Genomic DNA, 16439 nt, shown 5'->3' on the forward strand with positions numbered 1-16439 from the left:
TCACTCACCGGTCCCTCACCTCGCAATCGTGTTCGGCGCACACTCTACCTGTTCTGACCCTCGCGCTGACACGCTGCTGCCATGTGCGCCCTGCAAGTACCGTTCCCCACTGCGCTGCGAGAATCTGGTCTGGACGGCGCCCGGGGTGTGGCCGCGCTGGCCGTGGTGCTCAGCCATATTGCGGCCCTCACCTATGTTCCCTGGGGGCCGCGGGCCCCGACACCCGCTGAATTTGTCCTCTGGCACCTGGGCGCGCCGAGCGTGGACTTGTTCTTCGTTTTCAGTGGCTTTGTGGTGGCTGGAAGCCTGTTGCGCCGCCCTCAAGTGGGTCCATACCTGTGGCGCCGCTGGATCCGGCTGGCCCCTGTGGCGTACGTGGCCGTGGGGCTGGGACTTCTCGCGCGGTGGGCCGCCGAAGCGGCGCCGCCCGGCTTCAGCCTGCTGGTGACCGACCATCTGCGTCAGTCAATGACCGCTCAGGACCTCTGGGGCGCCATAACACTCAGCGTGCCAGCCCTGGATGCCAATCGCCTGAATCCGCCGCTTTGGACTCTTGTGGTCGAGATGCAGGTGGCTCTTCTGATGCCGCTCCTGACCAAAGCTGCCCGGTGGCCCTGGACACTGGCCCTGGTTCTCCTCCTGGCGGTCTCCGCCGCGCTGCACGGCTGGACGCAGGCGCTGTCTATTCCGCTGTTCATGGTGGGCGCCATCCTGGCCCACCGCGCCTGGCGACTGCCGCACTGGGCGGCCCTGCCCGCCTTGCTGCTGGGGCTTGGGGTGCTGTTGCAGCGGCACGTGACGGGGAGTGACGACCCCTTTGTCCGCTACCTCACGGCCCCAGGGGCCGCACTAATCGTCCTGGCATTGACGAGCGGCGCCGCTGGGCGCCTGCTGGCCACGCCAGCCCTGCAGTGGCTGGGGCGCGTGAGTTACAGCCTGTACGCGAGCCACTTTCCGCTACTGCTCACGGGCGCGGTCCTGGGCGGCCACCTGGGTTTGCCGCCTGCCTACGGCGCCGCCTTTGCATTGCCGTTTTGTGTCCTTGCCGCCGTCCTGATTCACCGGTACCTTGAGCAGCCCATGGTGCGCCGCCTGTCCTCACCTGCTCCCATTCTGACCCGGCAGGTGGCCTGAGCCGTGCCTAGTGGGCGAATTCATACCCTGATCAATGGCGCGGCCACCGCTGGCGCCGCTGCAGTGGCCTGGCTGATGGGCCTGCCCCTGACCAGCCCAGAGGCACTGGCACTTATCTCTGGGGCTTTCTGTGGCACGGTTCTGATCACCCCAGACCTTGATATGGCCCATGTCCGCGTCGATGCACGTCGCGCCTGGGGCCCTCTTGGCTGGGTGTGGTGGCCTCTGCTGAGCATCAGCAAACACCGGGGGGTGAGCCACACCTGGGTGCGGGGCCCCCTGATTCGCCTGACGTACATCGTGGTTGTGCTGGGCCTGATGCTTCTGCTGGTCAAAGCGCTCTGGGAGGCCGCCGGTTGGCCTTGGCCCCCTCTGAGGGTGCCGGAAGACCTGCGCCGCCCAGCGGTGCTCGCGGCCGCCGGCTTCGGGTATTGGGCGGCGCAGGCCCTGCACCTGGCGGCAGACCGCATTCCACTCACCTGGAGACGCCTGTAGCCAGGGAGGCACCACACCCGCCGCGTGGCGGCCGGGTGCAGCGCGGCTATGTCCCGAACTGTCCTGATGACACCTGACGTGACGCTGAGCGTCAAGCCCATTCTGCTTGACGACCAGGATTTGCACCTGTCCCTGTCTGGCGGGCCCACCTCGCCGTTCCGGCTGGCCTGCCGGATTCTGGGCGACGCAGTGCAGCCGTTGCCCCTGACGCGGCGCAGCGCCAGAGGCGCGCTGCAGTCTGCGCGGCCAGGCACGGACATTCAGCGGGCGCTGCGGCAGGGTGCCGATGTGGTTGTCTTTGAAGGCGAGTATGAGGCCGCAGCCTTCAGGGTTCGGGCCGCACACCTGCATGTCCAGCCGGACAAGGTGGGGGCCACCCAGGGACTGGCTGACCAGCGCTCGCCCGCGTTGACCCGGCGTCTGTCGCAGGTGCTGCTATGCCTGTTGGACACGCTGCTGCCACCTGCCGGGACCCGGGTCACCCTGAGCAGCGGCGAGGCCCTGGACCTGCAGCATGTGCAGGGTGGGGGTCTCCTGGCCGACCACACGGCGCTTGTCTTGACGGTGGCCGCTGGCCTGGAAGAGCAGGTGCAGGGTGGCGTCGACGCTCATCAGGCCGTCCATCTGGCACAGGCCCTCTGGCAAGACCTGCCCTTTGAAGGGGAGGACACCGACGCAGACGACACAGGGGCACGGATCCTGTTTGATCCGGCTTGCCGCACCCTCCGGGCCGAGCTGTTTGGTGACGGCATCGACCTTCGGCTCACCGATGCAGACCGGCTCACGGTGGCCTGCGCCGTGCTGGGGGCACTCACCAGTCCGGCAGTGTCGGCCGGGCGCCTGAGCAGCGCCGCTGCCTGAAGCCGGAGCGACACCCCAGCCCAGGCTGGGGAACAGGGCGGGTATGTCACATGACCCCAAGACGAAACCTGGCCGCCTGGAGCGGCAGGTTCTCCAGGCCCTGGCTGATGCAGGCGGCACCAGCGACACGGCGCAGCTGCATCCCTTGGTCAAGGTCAGGAAATCCGACATCCTGCGCGTGCTGAATCTCGCTTTGAAGCGGAAGTACGTCATTCGTGCCGATCATCCTGACCGCTTCATCTACGGGCGGCCGCGGTTTCAGTTCACCTTGACCGAAGCGGGGCGGGCGCGGCTGCGTGACCCGGACGAGACGTCAACTCCAGACGAGTCCCGCGCGCCTTGAGAGGCCAGAAGGACTGACGTCACCGCTGGCTTCGGCCAGCGGTGCGGGGCGGGCATGACCCTGACGCTGCCCCTCCCCGAAGGCTTCTACATTCAAGGTGACTGGCAACTGGACGTGACTGCTCCTGGCCACGACCAGACGTTCACGCTGTCCTCGGCCCAGACCTACCCCGAACCGGTGGGCGAGGCCTACGCCCGGCAGTTTGTCGCGGACGCCCGGACCCGCCCCCTGGCCTGGGCGCCCTGAGGAGGGCGCACCGACACCCGGCGGGAAAGGCGCCTGCCGGGTGCTTGGCGGGCATGGCGACCACCTTCGATTGCCGACCCCGACTCCTGTGCCCAGATCTGGCAGAGATGTACGGCCTGCTCGATGATCAGTGCCTCAACCGCCAAGTGCACGGTGTGCCTGGGGCGTACAGCGGGCCGCTGCGGGCTGTCGTGGTGAGTCGGCCTGGCGACGCCGGCGTGCCCTTGCCTGACGGGCCAGTGACGGGCGCGGCTCTGCGCCGGCTTTTGGCCGATGGTCATGACGTCCTCCTGGTGCAGGGCGAGGTTGACCTGGTCACCGGAACCACCCACGTGCATGCAACCGTATTGGTGATCGGCGATGACCAGCGCTGGTGGACCGCCACTGCGCGCCAAGACGCCGCCGATCCCAGTTTGCTGGACCGCATTCAGCGTTTGGTCGCCCCCGTCACGCCCTGCTTTCCGAGGTAACGCCATGCCAGACCCAGTCGCCATCTTGACGCCCCCAGTCCGCCATCCCCTGTACCACGCTTCGGTGCAGGCCGATTTGGTGTTCCACGCCTCCATGTGCGGCGTGGGTCTCCTGCAGCTGACCGCCGGCCTGCTGCTGCTGTTGTCGCCTGATCCAAGCGACGCCCCATTCCATATGCTGTTGTCGCTCGCGCCGCTCACCGTCAGCATGGTGGCCAGCAGCGCCACGCTGAGGCTCTGGCGGCAGACGCCGCCCAACCGCGTGCCGACCCATGGCGAGGCGCTCCTGGCGCTGGCGTCCAGCTTGCCCTTGATGGGTGTCACCCTGATCGGCGTGCTTGGCGGGGCCTGGACCGCTTATGCCCGCGGAGACGCGCGCCCCCTGGCGGCAGCCGTCACCGTCTTGTTTGCCCAGCACCTCTACCGACTCGTTTTTGCCTGGGTGACATATTGTTCCCGTCGACATCTGCCGAAAAGCCGGGCTCATACCCGTTCTCGACGCAGGTGAGGTGCTGGATACCAGCGGGAACCAGGCAGGGCACGTGCGCGTACGTGTCACATGCGCCTCCCTGTGCCTGGTCAGGATCCCGGTCTGCCTCTCATCCCCAGCGTGCCTCACGCGCTGTTTCACGCCAATCCCCGCACAGAGTGGACGTTTCACGGGGTGATGACGCTGATGGGGGCGATGACTGTGGGGACGGCTGCCCTCTCGCTGGTTCTCCCTGATCCTGCCGGGACACCGACGCTGGCCGCGTTCGCGCTGCTGATCATCGCCATCAGCCGCACCATCGGCCGCAGCACACAGCTGATCTGGAGCCAGAAAAATCAAGACGAAGCCCCCAGCATGATCGAGCTGCTGCGGGGCCTGCTCATGGGCCTGCCGGCGCTCTGGGCGGTGTACGTCGCCCTGATCGGGGCGCTGTACAACACATGGATGACGGGCAACTGGCGGTTTGTGGTCATCGCACTCGCCGTGGCCTGGGCGCAGTACGCCGTTCAGGTGGCCATGGGCTACTGGGCCTGGCGGCGCGGCGCGGCCACCCGCCCCTGAGTTCCAGGTGCTCCGGTCACCCGCCCCCAGGCGCGGGTGATGCTGTGGGCATGACGTCCACCTCTGACCATCCCGCCGAGGGCGGCGTGACGAACATCCGGCCCGCCGGCCCGGACCACCAGGTGGTGGAAGTGCACGGCCAGGCCCGTCACCCACATCGGCCCTCTCCCTGCCGCACCTGCCCCTGGCGGGTGGACGCCACCGGCGAGTTTCCAGCTGAGGCCTTCCGTCACAGCGCCCCGACCGCTTACGACATGAGTGACCGCGTGTTCGCCTGCCACGTGGCCGGCGCGGCCCGGCCCCGGCCCTGCGCCGGTTTCCTGCTGCGCGGGGCTGACCACAACCTCGCCGCGCGCCTGATGCACCTCCGGGGCGATGTGGGGCCACTCAGCGACGGCGCCCACGACCTGCATGACTCCTACCGGGCCATGGCGGTGGCCAACGGTGTTGACCCGGACGACCCGGTTCTGGTGCTCTGCCGGCCCTGAGGCGGATGCACGGCGCCGCGCGCGACACGCCAAAACGAGTGTTGTCCGGTGGTTGATCCGGGATGCGCCGTACGACACACCCGACAGGCGGCCCCCAAGTGCTGCACGTGCTGGCGGTCCGGGGCGCAACGACACGCCGGCAGAATAACGCCGCCGGCGTGCGGGGCGGGCATGCTCCACCAGACGCCCCTGACTGAGAATCCCGCCCAGCTGCGCGACGCCGTGACCCGGCTCAGCGATCATCTCGACCTCGCCCAGGTCGACACGCGCCTGGTGATGGACCTCCTGCGCGCCGGCGCCCTGCGCGAAGCGGCCGAAGTGGCCTGCGACGCAGCCCGTCATCTCCCTGGCGTCCAGGACCTAAGACTGGAGACCGCCACCCTGGCGGCCATCGCCTTTGTCCTGCACCGCCTACCGACCCTGCAGGCGTGAGCCGGCGTCCATCCCGCCTGGTGCCCCGCCTCGCCCCGCCCGCTAGGCTGGGGCCGCAGGACACCTCTCCCCTATCCGCAAGGAGCGCTATGACCACCGATGCCCTGATCCCCACGCGGCCCACCCACATCATTCTCTTTCGCCAGCAGGTGCCTGAAAACGTCCGGCTCCTGACCGAGGTGCTCCAGGCTCAGCCCGTGCCGGGCCCCAGTGTCCGCAGCAGCCGCACGGTGCTCAGCACCGCCAGTGGCGTGCAGGCGCAGGTGTACCGCACACTCGGCGTGGCGACAGCCCGCCTGGATGCCCGCCAACTGAATGAGCTTCAAGTTCTCGGTGACGTGCTGGCCATCGTTCCCAATCAGGAGCGCCGCATCCCTGAAGGGCCAGAACTCCAGGCCACCCAGGTGAACGCCGTGCCCACCGAGGATACCTTCTCGCAGATCGGGCTCCGTTCCGGGGACGACGTCCCCACCGGCCGGAACGTCAAAGTGGCGGTGCTGGACACGGGCGTTGACCTCTCTCATCCTGACCTGACCGTCCTACCAGGCAACGCCGTGAGCTTTGTTCCGAGTGAACCCACGGCAGACGATCACCATGGGCACGGCACCCACTGCGCGGGGGTTGTGGCGGGCAGTGCCACGCCCGCCGGTGGCCGGCGGTACGGTGTGGCCCCTGACGTCACGCTGCTGATCGCCAAGGTGCTGGACGCCTCTGGATTTGGCACCGATGACCAGATCATTGATGCCATTGACTGGGCCGTAGATCAGGGGGCCGAGATCCTGTCCATGAGCCTGGGTTCGGTCCGCGTGTCTGGTGCGCCCTACAACGCGCCATACGAACTGATCGCCCAGCGTCTGCTGGATCAGGGGGTTCTGATGGTGGCGGCCACTGGCAACGACAGCAGCCGGCCCACCTGGGTCGCGGCGGTTCATGACCCGGCCGCCTGTCCCTCCGTTCTGGGGGTGGCGGCCGTGGACCACCGTGACCGGGTGGCCACCTTTTCCTGCGGCAACGTCGACGGCATCGGCACGGTGGACCTGGCGGCGCCAGGGGTCGGCATTCTGAGTGCCTGGCCTGGAGGCGGCGTACGCCGGATCAGCGGGACCAGCATGGCCACACCGCACGTGGCGGGGGTCGCGGCCCTGTACGCTGAGCGGGACCCAAGCTTGAGCGGCCGGGCGCTCTGGTCGGTTATGAGGGCGCGTGCCCGCGCGGTGCCCGGTCTGGCCCCGGCGGACGTCGGGGCGGGGATCGTCCAGGCCCCTTGACAGTCGGCTCACAGTCCAAAACGCCGGGCCGCGTACACTGCCCTCAGGAGGCTTGTCGCCATGCAGATGCACATTTCCTTGAAACTGGACGCCCAGGAAGCAGAACGTGGCGCCCCAGCGCTGCTGCAGCAGCTGGAGCAGGTCGGGGTGCAGAACATTGACGCCAAACACCTGCGCCGATTTCACCTGATTTCGGCGGCGGTGCCGCCCGAGCAACTGGCGTGCGTGCGGGCGTTGCCGGCCGTGCTGGACGTTACGCCAGTGGGCATCGTGAAAGCCATTTGAACGAACCGGGGCCTGCCAGCACGGCCGCGTTCGGCAGGTCCCCCCTGGGTCTGAAGGGCCCAGGGGGACTACCGGTCTTGAAGGCCCTTCACCCGCCCTGTGGGCGGGTGCACGGTCGCTATGAGCATTCTGTCTTTCCCAGAGCGTGGTGAGGGCGGCGACGCCCGCTACCGGGGCAACTGCAGCCCCAAAGTGTATGAGTGGCTCCTGAAGCAGGCCCGGCCCCGCCGCCTTCTCGACCCGGTCATGGGCAGCGGCACCAGTCTGGACGTGGCACTCAGGTCGGGCATCCAGGCCGCTGGGGCCGACCTGAGCACCTCGCCTTACCATCAGGCCCTCAAAGCCCGTCTGGAGCGGGCCGGAGCGCAGGTCCACCTGGGGGTGGACGCGACCCGCGCCGACCTGGCCGGGCTGTTCGGGCCTGCTGACCTGGTCGTGGCGCACCCGGCCTACGGCACCCAGCTGGTCTATTCCGACGACCCACGCGATATGAGTCAGCTCGGCGACGACGAGGTGTTTTACGAGGCCCTGCAGGCCCTGCTCGTGAACATGCGGGAGGCCACGTCTGTGGGGGGGCATTACGCGCTCATCATCGGCGACACCCGCAAGCAGGGGCGCTACCACTCGTATCAGGCGGAAGCCATCGCCCGGCTGCCGCGGCGCGAACTGCAGTGCGTGCGCATCAAGGAACAGCACCACGTGGCCAGTGGCAGACGCGACTACGGCAAGCTGCGCTGGGGGCTGACCCTCCACGAGTACCTGCTGGTGTGGCAGCGTCAAGGGCAGCTCTACGCCCTGCTGCGTGATGTGTCCCGGCAGGACGCGGCCCGCTCAGCGAACACCTGGAAGACCATCGTGCGGCGGGCCCTGGCGACGCTGGGGGGCCGAAGTGACCTGGAGACGTTGTACACCGAAGTCAGCCGTGGGGCCCCGGACCGCGTACAGGCCAATCCAAACTTCAAAGCCAAAGTACGCCAGACCCTGCAGCTGTTGCCGGACTGCGTGGCCGAGGCGCGGGGCGTCTGGGCGCTGGCGGCCTGAACCGGGTGGAGCCGTGGTGGTCTGCCCGGCACCGCTCTACCCGCGCCGTACCGCTACACCCGCGCCCAGTGGGCGCGGGTGCCTGGCGTCCATGCCCAACTGGTGTACCAACGATCTGACCCTGACCGGCCTGCCGCACCTGCTGGACGCTGTCGTGGCCCAGACCACGAACGAGACCCTGGACTTTGCCCAGGTGCGGCCCCCGCCGCCAGCGCTGCTGGAAGCCCACCTCGGCCTGAACGAGATGAACGCTGACGCGCTGCGCGGCACGCTGGAGACAGGTCAGCCTGATCAGACTGGCCTCACCGTGCTTCGCCGCTACCTGACCTACCCGTGGGTGGCCGACCTGGGCCTGTGCACTCCAGAGGCCGTGCTCGCCCACTTGAAGGCCGAGTATGCCAGGGCACGGCCAGGCGACACGCTGCTGGCGCTGGCCCAGCGGCGGCAGCACCTCCGGGCAGAGCATGGGGCGGCTGACCTGTATACCTGGCGCTGCCAGCACTGGGGGACCAAGGGCGGCGCGGTGGACAGCCAGATGGAGCGTCTGGCGCCCGGCCATCTCCGGCTGCGCTTTGAGACGGCCGCTTGCCCCCCCGGCGGTATCCTGAGTGCCCTGTCTGAACGGGGACTGCGGCTGGACCTGTATTTCTGGGTTGAAGTGTTTGAAGGAGCGGGGCGGCTGTGGCACGGTGAGGAGGGCGGCATTCACAGCGAAATATTTGACGGGCACGAGTTGGGGCCAGAGGCGGACCTCTCTCCGGGCCGGCTGATGTCCCGTGACCTGATTGCAGCCCGCTGCTTTGACCCGTGGCCCGCACGCTGATCGGTTACCCGCCAGACATGCGGGCAGGTGCACGCAGGCCATGACAGACCGGCAAATGGCGATGGCCGCGCGCATCCTGCTGCACAACGTGAAACAGGGCCCTGCACCAGCGGCCGACCATGTGGAGTACTGCGGCCGGGGCCGCAGCAGTGTGCTGGGCAATCCCTTTACGAACCAGGCCCACACCCGTGTGCTGGGGGCCCAAGTGGTGGGCAGCCGCGAGGAGGCCATTGCTCACCACCGCGAGTGGCTGCGAGAAGAACTCCGGGCGAAGACCAAGGTGTATGGCCGGATTCAGGTCCTGGCCCGCCAGGTGGCGCAGGGGCAAACGATCTGCCTGACTTGCTTTTGCCTACCCCAGCGCTGCCACACCGAGACGCTGCGCGAGGCGGTGGCCTGGTACGCGGCGCGGGACGGGATGGCCACTGCGGACGGCAGGAGTGTTCAGTCACCCTCAAAGCCGTGACGGGAGTTCCGTCACCTGACTTTTCGGCGTTCAGGAGGTGCAGGAGGTTTCTATGCACATTCTGGCGCTGGTCGTTCTGATGCTGTTTGCGGTGGGATTCGTCCGTGGACTCTGCGGGGCGTCGGTCCACCTGCTGGCCCGACCCTTGGCGCGCGCTCCTCGCCGCCGACCTGACCCGCTCAGTCCCGAGGCGCTGCACCGGTTCCACCAGATTCACGGCACCCCCGGGTGGTGAACTGGAGGCGGCCGGTCACGGTGACGGCACAGTCAGGGGAACCGTCACCCGATTGAGCATCGGGTGCCCGAGGGGCATGTGGACCCTACTGGATCACGACACCCGCACCCTCCAGCACCCGGCAACCCTGATGGCCGCTCACGACGCGGCCCGGCACCTCCACAACGCCACGTTGTGCGATGCCGATGGGGTCATTCGTGCCAGTACCCGTGCAGGCGTCTTCACTGCCTGTGACGAGGATGGTCAGCCGGTGCGGAGCCTTCATGTCGCCTGAAGGGGAGCCGGCTGGGCCACAGGACTCCGGGCTGACCCTGCACCTGACGGTTGCCTTGGGCCATGTTCCAGGTCTCAGCGCCGCCGAACTCCAGGCATTCCTCAGCCGGCACCTGGGCGCCGACCAGTTCCGGCTGGAGGGCGAGAGTCGCCGGGTGCGGCTGGCCACGGCCACCGATCTGGGCCAGGCGGCCGCCCACGTTCTGGCAGCTGTCGAGACGCTCGATCCGGCCCAGCGCGGTCTTCAGGCCCTGTGGGAGCGGCTTCAAGACCAATCAAGCACGTTCCGCGCTCAGGCACACGAAGCTGATCCAGAAGGGGCTTGGCAAGGCTGGCGTGCAGGGGATGGCGACCGATTTGGCCGGTTCAAGGTTTAGGGCAGGAGTAAGGCGTCACCCGCTGAGCGAGCGGGTGCGGGGACGAGCGCACCGGTGCGGTGCAACAGGAGTCCCTATGAAAAGAATGCTCACCCTACTGCTCGCCCTGGCCGCCCTCTCCCCAGCCGCACAGGCGCAGAGCATTTACCCCTATTCGCGCGTGACCTATACGAAAACCAGTGACCGCCTGGTCAATCTGGTCACCACCCACTACCGCGCCTGCACATGGACAAAGACCATCACGCGGTACACCGCCGACAACATTATGGGCACGGTGGTCTACACCAGCATTTTGGAAAACAGCGGGGCAGAAGTGGCGGTCTGGAAGAATGCACCGCCCTGTCCGGTGCTGACCGGGGGCAATCTACCCTAAGCCGGAAGCCCGGTAGAGAGCCGCTGTACCTGCACCAATGCGGGTACGGCGGCTCTTTCTGTGGTGCAGTGCTTTTCAAACTCTTGCGCCTGCCACAGTGGGGCGTGATTACAGGGTCGCTGCCGGACAACACCTCCAGGTGCGTGCAGGCGCACTTGCAGGGGATGTGGAGTATTCCGTTTCGCGGTGAGGCTTTTTTCCTGAGCAACTGTTTCCCCAGTCCTGTGCAACTGGGCGGTGTGATGTATCGCATGGCTGAAGCAGTTTTCCAGGCGGCCAAAACCACGGAGCGGGCACAGATTCAGGCCTGCCTCTCTCCAGCGGCCGCCCGGGTGCTGGGCCGCCGCGTGACCCTGCGGCCCGGGTGGGATGAACTGCGCTTGGGCGTGATGCGGGCCATTGTGGCTCAGAAGTTCCGGCTGTCGCCTGTGGCCGACCGACTGCTGGCAACTGGCGACACCTGGCTGGAAGAAGGGACCACCCAAGGTGACCGGTTTTGGGGCATGGCGAATGGCTGCGGGGAAAACCAGCTGGGCCGGCCTGTAGAAAACCCCTGGTGGCGTTTTCGCGAACGGTATGAGCGGCGTAAAGACGTCACCAGGGGAGAAGACCGCTCCCCTGGTGCGGGACGGGCATGACCAAACTCGATATCACACATGGCGCCTTTCGACTTCAGGCGGTGCCTGGCGGGGACGGGCTCGACACGGTGACTGTCACCCATGCTGCGACTGGGCAGCCAGCGTCGCTGGCTGAAGCGAAGCTGCGACGTGTCGCGTTTCTGTTCGGCCCAGACGGATGGCGGCGGGTGCCGCGCACCACGACCCTGGAAATTGAGGCCACTCTCATGGCATTCAATGGACGGCCGCTGACTATGGCTGACCGTCTGCGGGTCGATCAGATTCTCATGCCCTGAGGGGGCGAGACCGCCCCAGGGCCAGGCATGGGGCGCCTTCTCATCGCCTGAGGTTGAGCGTAAGGGTCTCGCGCTGCCATGCTTTAGAAGCGGGCTCAGGCCGGGCTGGCATCTGGAGTCCCACGCTCCTCTGCGGCCACGACCGTTCCCCACTTGATGGAGGCCACATGACCACCCAGCCGACAGACTTCGCCTCGGGTCCGCCGAGTGCGGCCGACGTCATCCGCTCACTGACCATCGCCACTCGACCCGACATTGCGCGTTACCGACATCTCACCGTGGCAACAGGGGTCACCGCTGTACTAATGGCGCTGGGCGCCGTTTTTGGCAATTCGGGCCTGTGGGTCAGTATGTTACTTGGCAGCGTGGTCATCAGCGTCTTCATGATGCGGCTGCTTTGGCCAGTACCGCCTTTGAGTCACCTTGTAGAGCGCCAAGAAAAGCTGAGTATGGTCGCAGCGGGCTATACCCTCCAGGTATTGCGCGACACGCAGAGTCAGTTCCTGCTGATTCGGGCAGGGGACGCTCTGCGCCCTGCTCATGGCCACTGGGCACCAGTCTGGTTGCCGGTGGTCAGTTTGGTGGGCCTGAACATGTTCCCAGCTTGGGGCACGGCCGCAGCGTTACTGATCTATGGCTGGATCTCGGTGTGGGACCAGTATCGGCACGAAACACAAATGCAGCGTCTTCTAATGGAGCACGCACTCGATGGAGGGCTGCGGTATCAGGAGTGGGCTGCTCGGCAGAACGAGTCGTAACAGGAGGAGACAGATGAAAGAATCAGACGCGGTGAAGACGGGGCAGGCCGGGGACCGGGACATCGTCCTCCTCTCCCCCTTCACCCCAGGCCAGAGCGTGCATCTCAAGCCGCTCGACGGCCTAACCGCAGCGGCCATGACCGAATTGCTTCTTACTTTGACGGGAGTGCCGGTTTCGTCTGGGGCCCGAGCAGTTCTCGAAGTCGCCGCCGCACAGGAGTGCTTGGAACCTGAGCGGCAGCTCAGACGCCTGATCACCCGCGCCTCCACGGCAGAAGACAAGATTAGCCGGTTGGTCACCGAGGACCGAAGTATCCACGAGCCGCTGCGAGTAGGCAGTTTTCTGCCCCAGATCCTGCGCCAACTTCACCCCGAGATTGACATGGACAAGGTAAAAATCCTGTCCATAAAGCGCAGCGCGCCGTACGATCAGCCGGTGAATCCCTGGTCTCTCCTGCGCGAGGGCGACCTGAATGGGGCCAATGCCCGCCTGCGGGAAGAATTGGCATGGGGCGCCGCGTTCACCGAGCAGGCCATGGCGGTGCTGCAGTGCTGGCGGTGAGGCTCACCGGTCAGAACGTCATGCGTATTCCGGTTCTATCCCAGATCAGCGGACTCTGGTCCTGAACGAGGTGATCCGCATGGGCCGGGTTGTGCGTCACCGGGGCGGATTGCGCCCCCATACGGGCGCAATATGACACGTCCTGCTTCTTCTCAGCGGGCCCAGGACGCCACCCGCTGATGTTGATCAACGCGAAAGACCGGCAGGAAGCCCGTGCCCTTCAGCGCCGTGGATTTCACGCACATGGACACGGTGTCCTCGAGTGGCCCGGGTCCTCGCCCTATCTGGACCGGCCTGTGGTGTCCAGTCTGGAGAAGGTGGCTCAGCATCTGGCGGCGCGCCGTGGGTGGCCTCTTCGACCAGGGCCCGCAGAGCTTCATCGCCGGTATCGGTTCAGCCTTCAGGTGCCAGTGCGGACAATTTACCTTTGGCCTGGCCCAGACCGGCACCTGCGACAAGGCCTCCTGACGCTTGATTTGCGCTCAGCGCCCTGGGCTTTTTTTGCGCTGGAGGGCGAAGCGGGGCTGGCTCTGGTGGCTTGGTTAACCCTCGGCGACTTAGAGCGCTCACGGCTGTTGCCGGCCCTCAGCCCGGACGTACGTGACACACTGAAGGCACATCTCGCACGAAGCGGTGCCACAGCAGATCAGCGCTAGGAGCCTTGAAATGCAAAATGCGCCCCTCGAAAGGACGCATTTTTTTGGTCGAGAAGACAGGATTCGAACCTGCGACCCCCTGGTCCCAAACCAGGTGCGCTACCGGCCTGCGCTACTTCTCGACGATTGGGGTAGCCAGCCAGAGTCGAACTGGCGTTTCCTGATCCACACTCAGGCGTCCTGCCGCTGGACGATGACCACCATACAGGAAAAGCTGGGGCCTTTCCGTTGGTCGAAACGAAGGGAACGAGGGCCCTCAACAACACGAGCCTTAGTCGTGCGCGTCTACCAGTTGCGCCACGTGTCGAAAGAAAGCGGTCCTGACGGGATTTGAACCCGCGACCTTCCGGCTGACAACCGGGTGCGCTCCCACTGCGCTACAGGACCATGTGGTGACCTCAGCCGGGCTTGAACCGGCACTCTCCTGGTTGAAAGCCAGGTGTGTTGACCACTTCCACCATGAGGCCAGAAAAAGGCGACGAGCCGATTCGAACGGCCGGAAGCACCTTTTGCAGAGGTGCGGGTTAAACCACTTCCCTACGTCGCCAAGGAGGGCTATGGGAGCCAGAAGTGCACAGGCGTAACTTCAGGCGAGCAGCCGGTGATCCGGACAGGCGAGGTGTTCTCGCGGATCTCGCGCTGGGCCTGGATGATCACCGTGCTCCGGAGGGCACACGCACGGCCGTTCCAGATCCTCCAGGCGGCCAGCAAGGTGCGGCGCGAGGTGGGGATGGAGGGGGCGGGGCGTGTTCATGCCCGGCAGTCTAGGGGAGCAGAAGTGCTCAGCCATCAGCCAAGTGGCGGGGGAAAGCACTAGGTTAGATGGTCAAGACGCACGCTTGCCTTACGGGCACATTTGCCTTTTAGGGTCTCGCGCCAACACGCTGGGTTCGATGACAGGCGCATCCGCGAGCGAGGTAGAAGACGTGGTCAGGAAGCCACGGGTGCATCAATACCCCTGGCCGAGCGCCAGGGGTGCAGGTGCAGCATGAAATCATTGGCCAAAGTGCAATTTGCTGGGTTCCACTGCGACGTTTTTCTCGGTGTGTATACCGACGGCCGCCCAGCACTTCAGCTCCGGGACTGTGTCACAGACGAATTGGTCTTGACGGCCACCGTCAATGTGCCTGATACGGAGCTGGCCAAGGATGAAGTAGTGCTGAAGACCTATGCCGAGGGCCAAGGCATAGACCAGGTACTTGAACAGGCGGGCCTGATTGACCCACCGCACCGCCGTGTCCGGGTGGGCTTTACTGAAGCCTTGGTCGCCAGGAGGCGTTTCCCAACGGAAGCCCCTGAAGGAGCGCAGGAGAAGCAATGACCAACATTCTGATCAGGACTATGGGGCCAAAAGGGCAGGTGACGTGATGGATTTTATGAGCTTGACCCTCCTGGTAGGAGGAAGCCTAACCGTGACTGGCCGGTACGTGCTAGCCGGATTTCGTGCAGGACATTTGAGTCTGGCAATGTGCATAGCCCTACTTGTAGTCATGGTCTTGAGTGGGCTCACAATGCTGCTCAGTGCTTGGCGAATGGTCTTCTGGCGGGAACTCCGCTCTTCATCAATAAACTGGATGGCTGCCGGCATGGGCTTCTACGCCCTTACGGTCAGCATAGCGGCTTGGTTTATTGAGCTCAGTTAATGCGGCGAGCCTACGAATGGACCGCATCACGTGGTTCTCAAGGCCAGCATCGTGCTTGCCAGTTGGCCCCTTGTAAGCCCCTGCTCTCCCTTGCTCCAATAGCTTCTCCTGCTGCACACCGTGACCACTTGTTGGGGGGTGCAGTCCACTCCGAATGGCGGTCTCCATGGTGCTGGAGGTTCTGAGCAGTGTTGGTCGATTTGTGCATTTCTGATGTTTGGGGCAAGAAAGTTGACGGCCTGCGCCGCACAGCCCTTCCCGAAGGGCACCCTGTTCCTGCTGAGTTTTTTTCGGCTATTCGTCTGCTTGAAGGTCAGACAGATGACCGCAGTCGGCAGATCCTGCTGGCGAGGACACGCTCTGTTCAAGAGACACGCGCTGTGGCGAAGCAGTGGAACATCACGCCTGAGCGTGTGCGGCAACTGGAAAGTAAAGGTCGTCGTCGCCTGGCGTTGGCGCTGGAGAGCCACCAGTGGACAGAGGCGCCTCAGGCCCTGGCTGACCCCCCGCAGGTGGTTCTTTTACCCGAACATACAGAAACCATCTGGTCGCTGCTGGTGTCCGTGGCCAGCGCCCGCTCTGGTGGCCGGGTGAGCACCTATAAGCTGGATGCCCTGCGCTGGGTGGTTGTTCAGACGGAGGCCCACACGTTTATCCCAGGGCTCTCCTTACCAACAGGCCGCTTTTTCACCGAAGAGGAAGCGTCTGCCTTCACAGGTATATCCGCTGACCTGTTGCGCGTAGTCTGGCCTGCAGCACGGCTCACGCGAACACAGAGTGGTCACTATGCCGACTTCTCAATTCGCTGGACATCGCGCGAGTGGCTGGAGGCGCTCAGCTACATCTTGGCAGGCACTACCCCCTTCCATGAAAGGGAATTGTTCGCCGCCTTGAAGAGACTGCCAGACGCGCCACAGGTACAGGACAGTACGCTGCGACAGATTTTGCGCCTTCATCCAGACTTCTCGCGTGGTGAGACCGCCGGCGTATGGCAGCATGTGCCGCCCTGATGGTCTCACCCAAGTGGCCCCGAAACTCCTGACTTCTTTCCATGTGGAGCGGGCGCGTTCGCGCCCGCTCCATGCATTTTCCTGGAGGTGCCTTCCATGCCTGATTCTGCCAAAGAGCCGCGTGACCTGCTGATTCTGCGGGCTATTGATGGTCGGCGGGTGCGAATCCGTGCCCGCCAGATTCGTGTAGTCACAGAGAGTCCGACCGGACGACATCATGCTCGGGTCGAGCTGTA

General features: G+C 65.5%; 24 protein-coding genes and 6 tRNA genes. 23 read left to right on the forward strand and 7 right to left on the reverse strand.

The features are described from left to right. Positions 1-81: 81 nt before the first annotated feature. From K7W41_RS21155 to K7W41_RS21225, 15 genes are all read left to right on the forward strand, one after another. Positions 82-1134 carry an acyltransferase family protein gene (locus tag K7W41_RS21155; RefSeq protein WP_224612337.1) on the forward strand — a complete coding sequence of 351 codons (1053 nt, stop codon included), beginning with the start codon at positions 82-84 and terminating at the stop codon, positions 1132-1134. 3 nt (positions 1135-1137) lie between these two features. Next, positions 1138-1629, forward strand: coding sequence for a DUF2227 family putative metal-binding protein (locus K7W41_RS21160; RefSeq protein ID WP_224612338.1), 492 nt, complete (start codon positions 1138-1140; stop codon positions 1627-1629). Between the two features lie 48 nt (positions 1630-1677). Then, positions 1678-2490 carry a hypothetical protein gene (locus K7W41_RS21165; protein ID WP_224612340.1) on the forward strand — a complete coding sequence of 271 codons (813 nt, stop codon included), beginning with the start codon at positions 1678-1680 and terminating at the stop codon, positions 2488-2490. A 43-nt stretch (positions 2491-2533) separates the two neighbouring features. Then, entirely contained in the window at positions 2534-2833 is a 300-nt protein-coding gene (locus tag K7W41_RS21170; protein WP_224612342.1) for a hypothetical protein, read from the forward strand. Positions 2834-2887: 54 nt separating this feature from the next. Continuing rightward, complete coding sequence (locus K7W41_RS21175; protein ID WP_224612344.1) at positions 2888-3079, forward strand: hypothetical protein; 192 nt, start codon at positions 2888-2890, stop codon at positions 3077-3079. A gap of 53 nt (positions 3080-3132) precedes the next feature. After that, a complete protein-coding gene (locus K7W41_RS21180) occupies positions 3133-3549 on the forward strand; it encodes a hypothetical protein (protein WP_224612346.1) in 417 nt (138 codons plus the stop codon). Between the two features lie 64 nt (positions 3550-3613). Next, positions 3614-4057 carry a hypothetical protein gene (locus tag K7W41_RS21185; protein WP_224612347.1) on the forward strand — a complete coding sequence of 148 codons (444 nt, stop codon included), beginning with the start codon at positions 3614-3616 and terminating at the stop codon, positions 4055-4057. 102 nt (positions 4058-4159) lie between these two features. After that, positions 4160-4600 carry a hypothetical protein gene (locus tag K7W41_RS21190; RefSeq protein WP_224612350.1) on the forward strand — a complete coding sequence of 147 codons (441 nt, stop codon included), beginning with the start codon at positions 4160-4162 and terminating at the stop codon, positions 4598-4600. 50 nt (positions 4601-4650) lie between these two features. Next, a complete protein-coding gene (locus K7W41_RS21195) occupies positions 4651-5088 on the forward strand; it encodes a DUF6283 family protein (RefSeq protein ID WP_224612352.1) in 438 nt (145 codons plus the stop codon). Positions 5089-5259: 171 nt separating this feature from the next. After that, entirely contained in the window at positions 5260-5520 is a 261-nt protein-coding gene (locus tag K7W41_RS21200) for a hypothetical protein (RefSeq protein ID WP_224612354.1), read from the forward strand. Positions 5521-5609: 89 nt separating this feature from the next. After that, on the forward strand, positions 5610-6788 hold the full coding sequence (locus K7W41_RS21205; RefSeq protein WP_224612356.1) for a S8 family peptidase: 1179 nt from the start codon (positions 5610-5612) through the stop codon (positions 6786-6788). A gap of 60 nt (positions 6789-6848) precedes the next feature. Then, the gene (locus K7W41_RS21210) at positions 6849-7073 is read left to right on the forward strand and encodes a hypothetical protein (RefSeq protein ID WP_224612358.1); all 225 of its coding nucleotides are present in this window, start codon (positions 6849-6851) and stop codon (positions 7071-7073) included. A 120-nt stretch (positions 7074-7193) separates the two neighbouring features. Next, positions 7194-8114, forward strand: coding sequence for a TRM11 family methyltransferase (locus K7W41_RS21215; protein WP_224612360.1), 921 nt, complete (start codon positions 7194-7196; stop codon positions 8112-8114). A 91-nt stretch (positions 8115-8205) separates the two neighbouring features. Continuing rightward, the gene (locus tag K7W41_RS21220) at positions 8206-8937 is read left to right on the forward strand and encodes a hypothetical protein (protein ID WP_224612362.1); all 732 of its coding nucleotides are present in this window, start codon (positions 8206-8208) and stop codon (positions 8935-8937) included. Between the two features lie 40 nt (positions 8938-8977). Then, a complete protein-coding gene (locus K7W41_RS21225; RefSeq protein ID WP_224612364.1) occupies positions 8978-9403 on the forward strand; it encodes a DUF4326 domain-containing protein in 426 nt (141 codons plus the stop codon). 320 nt (positions 9404-9723) lie between these two features. Here K7W41_RS21225 and K7W41_RS21230 read toward each other — a convergent pair whose 3' ends face one another. Further along, entirely contained in the window at positions 9724-9903 is a 180-nt protein-coding gene (locus K7W41_RS21230) for a hypothetical protein (protein WP_224612365.1), read from the reverse strand. On the opposite strand from K7W41_RS21230, the gene K7W41_RS21235 reads away from it, so the two are divergent. From K7W41_RS21235 to K7W41_RS21260, 6 genes are all read left to right on the forward strand, one after another. Then, positions 9902-10288 carry a hypothetical protein gene (locus K7W41_RS21235; protein WP_224612366.1) on the forward strand — a complete coding sequence of 129 codons (387 nt, stop codon included), beginning with the start codon at positions 9902-9904 and terminating at the stop codon, positions 10286-10288. The two genes, K7W41_RS21230 and K7W41_RS21235, sit on opposite strands and share 2 nt — an antisense overlap. Positions 10289-10364: 76 nt before the next feature. Further along, positions 10365-10661 (forward strand): hypothetical protein, encoded by a 297-nt coding sequence (locus tag K7W41_RS21240; RefSeq protein ID WP_224612367.1) that lies wholly within the window; start codon positions 10365-10367, stop codon positions 10659-10661. A gap of 164 nt (positions 10662-10825) precedes the next feature. Beyond that, positions 10826-11299, forward strand: a complete 474-nt coding sequence (locus tag K7W41_RS21245) for an NADAR family protein (RefSeq protein ID WP_224612422.1) — start codon at positions 10826-10828, stop codon at positions 11297-11299. Further along, positions 11296-11574 carry a hypothetical protein gene (locus tag K7W41_RS21250; protein ID WP_224612368.1) on the forward strand — a complete coding sequence of 93 codons (279 nt, stop codon included), beginning with the start codon at positions 11296-11298 and terminating at the stop codon, positions 11572-11574. The genes K7W41_RS21245 and K7W41_RS21250 overlap by 4 nt, the downstream gene beginning before the upstream one ends. Before the next feature lie 167 nt (positions 11575-11741). Beyond that, positions 11742-12332 (forward strand): hypothetical protein, encoded by a 591-nt coding sequence (locus K7W41_RS21255; RefSeq protein WP_224612369.1) that lies wholly within the window; start codon positions 11742-11744, stop codon positions 12330-12332. Between the two features lie 13 nt (positions 12333-12345). Next, on the forward strand, positions 12346-12894 hold the full coding sequence (locus K7W41_RS21260; RefSeq protein WP_224612370.1) for a hypothetical protein: 549 nt from the start codon (positions 12346-12348) through the stop codon (positions 12892-12894). A gap of 701 nt (positions 12895-13595) precedes the next feature. Here K7W41_RS21260 and K7W41_RS21265 read toward each other — a convergent pair. The 6 genes from K7W41_RS21265 to K7W41_RS21290 form a co-directional block, all read right to left on the reverse strand. Then, a tRNA-Pro gene (locus K7W41_RS21265) sits at positions 13596-13672 on the reverse strand. A 5-nt stretch (positions 13673-13677) separates the two neighbouring features. Beyond that, positions 13678-13751, reverse strand: a tRNA-His gene (locus tag K7W41_RS21270). 28 nt (positions 13752-13779) lie between these two features. Further along, positions 13780-13857: transfer RNA gene (locus K7W41_RS21275), tRNA-Leu, on the reverse strand. 8 nt (positions 13858-13865) lie between these two features. Continuing rightward, positions 13866-13937, reverse strand: a tRNA-Asp gene (locus K7W41_RS21280). Between the two features lie 3 nt (positions 13938-13940). Next, positions 13941-14017, reverse strand: a tRNA-Glu gene (locus tag K7W41_RS21285). 6 nt (positions 14018-14023) lie between these two features. After that, positions 14024-14097, reverse strand: a tRNA-Cys gene (locus K7W41_RS21290). A 441-nt stretch (positions 14098-14538) separates the two neighbouring features. Here K7W41_RS21290 and K7W41_RS21295 point away from each other — a divergent pair. Together K7W41_RS21295 and K7W41_RS21300 are read left to right on the forward strand one after the other, a co-directional pair. Then, entirely contained in the window at positions 14539-14871 is a 333-nt protein-coding gene (locus K7W41_RS21295; RefSeq protein ID WP_224612371.1) for a hypothetical protein, read from the forward strand. A gap of 510 nt (positions 14872-15381) precedes the next feature. Continuing rightward, a complete protein-coding gene (locus K7W41_RS21300) occupies positions 15382-16203 on the forward strand; it encodes a hypothetical protein (protein WP_224612372.1) in 822 nt (273 codons plus the stop codon). Positions 16204-16439 lie beyond the last annotated feature (236 nt).

Source organism: Deinococcus multiflagellatus, assembly GCF_020166415.1.
GTDB lineage: Bacteria > Deinococcota > Deinococci > Deinococcales > Deinococcaceae > Deinococcus > Deinococcus multiflagellatus.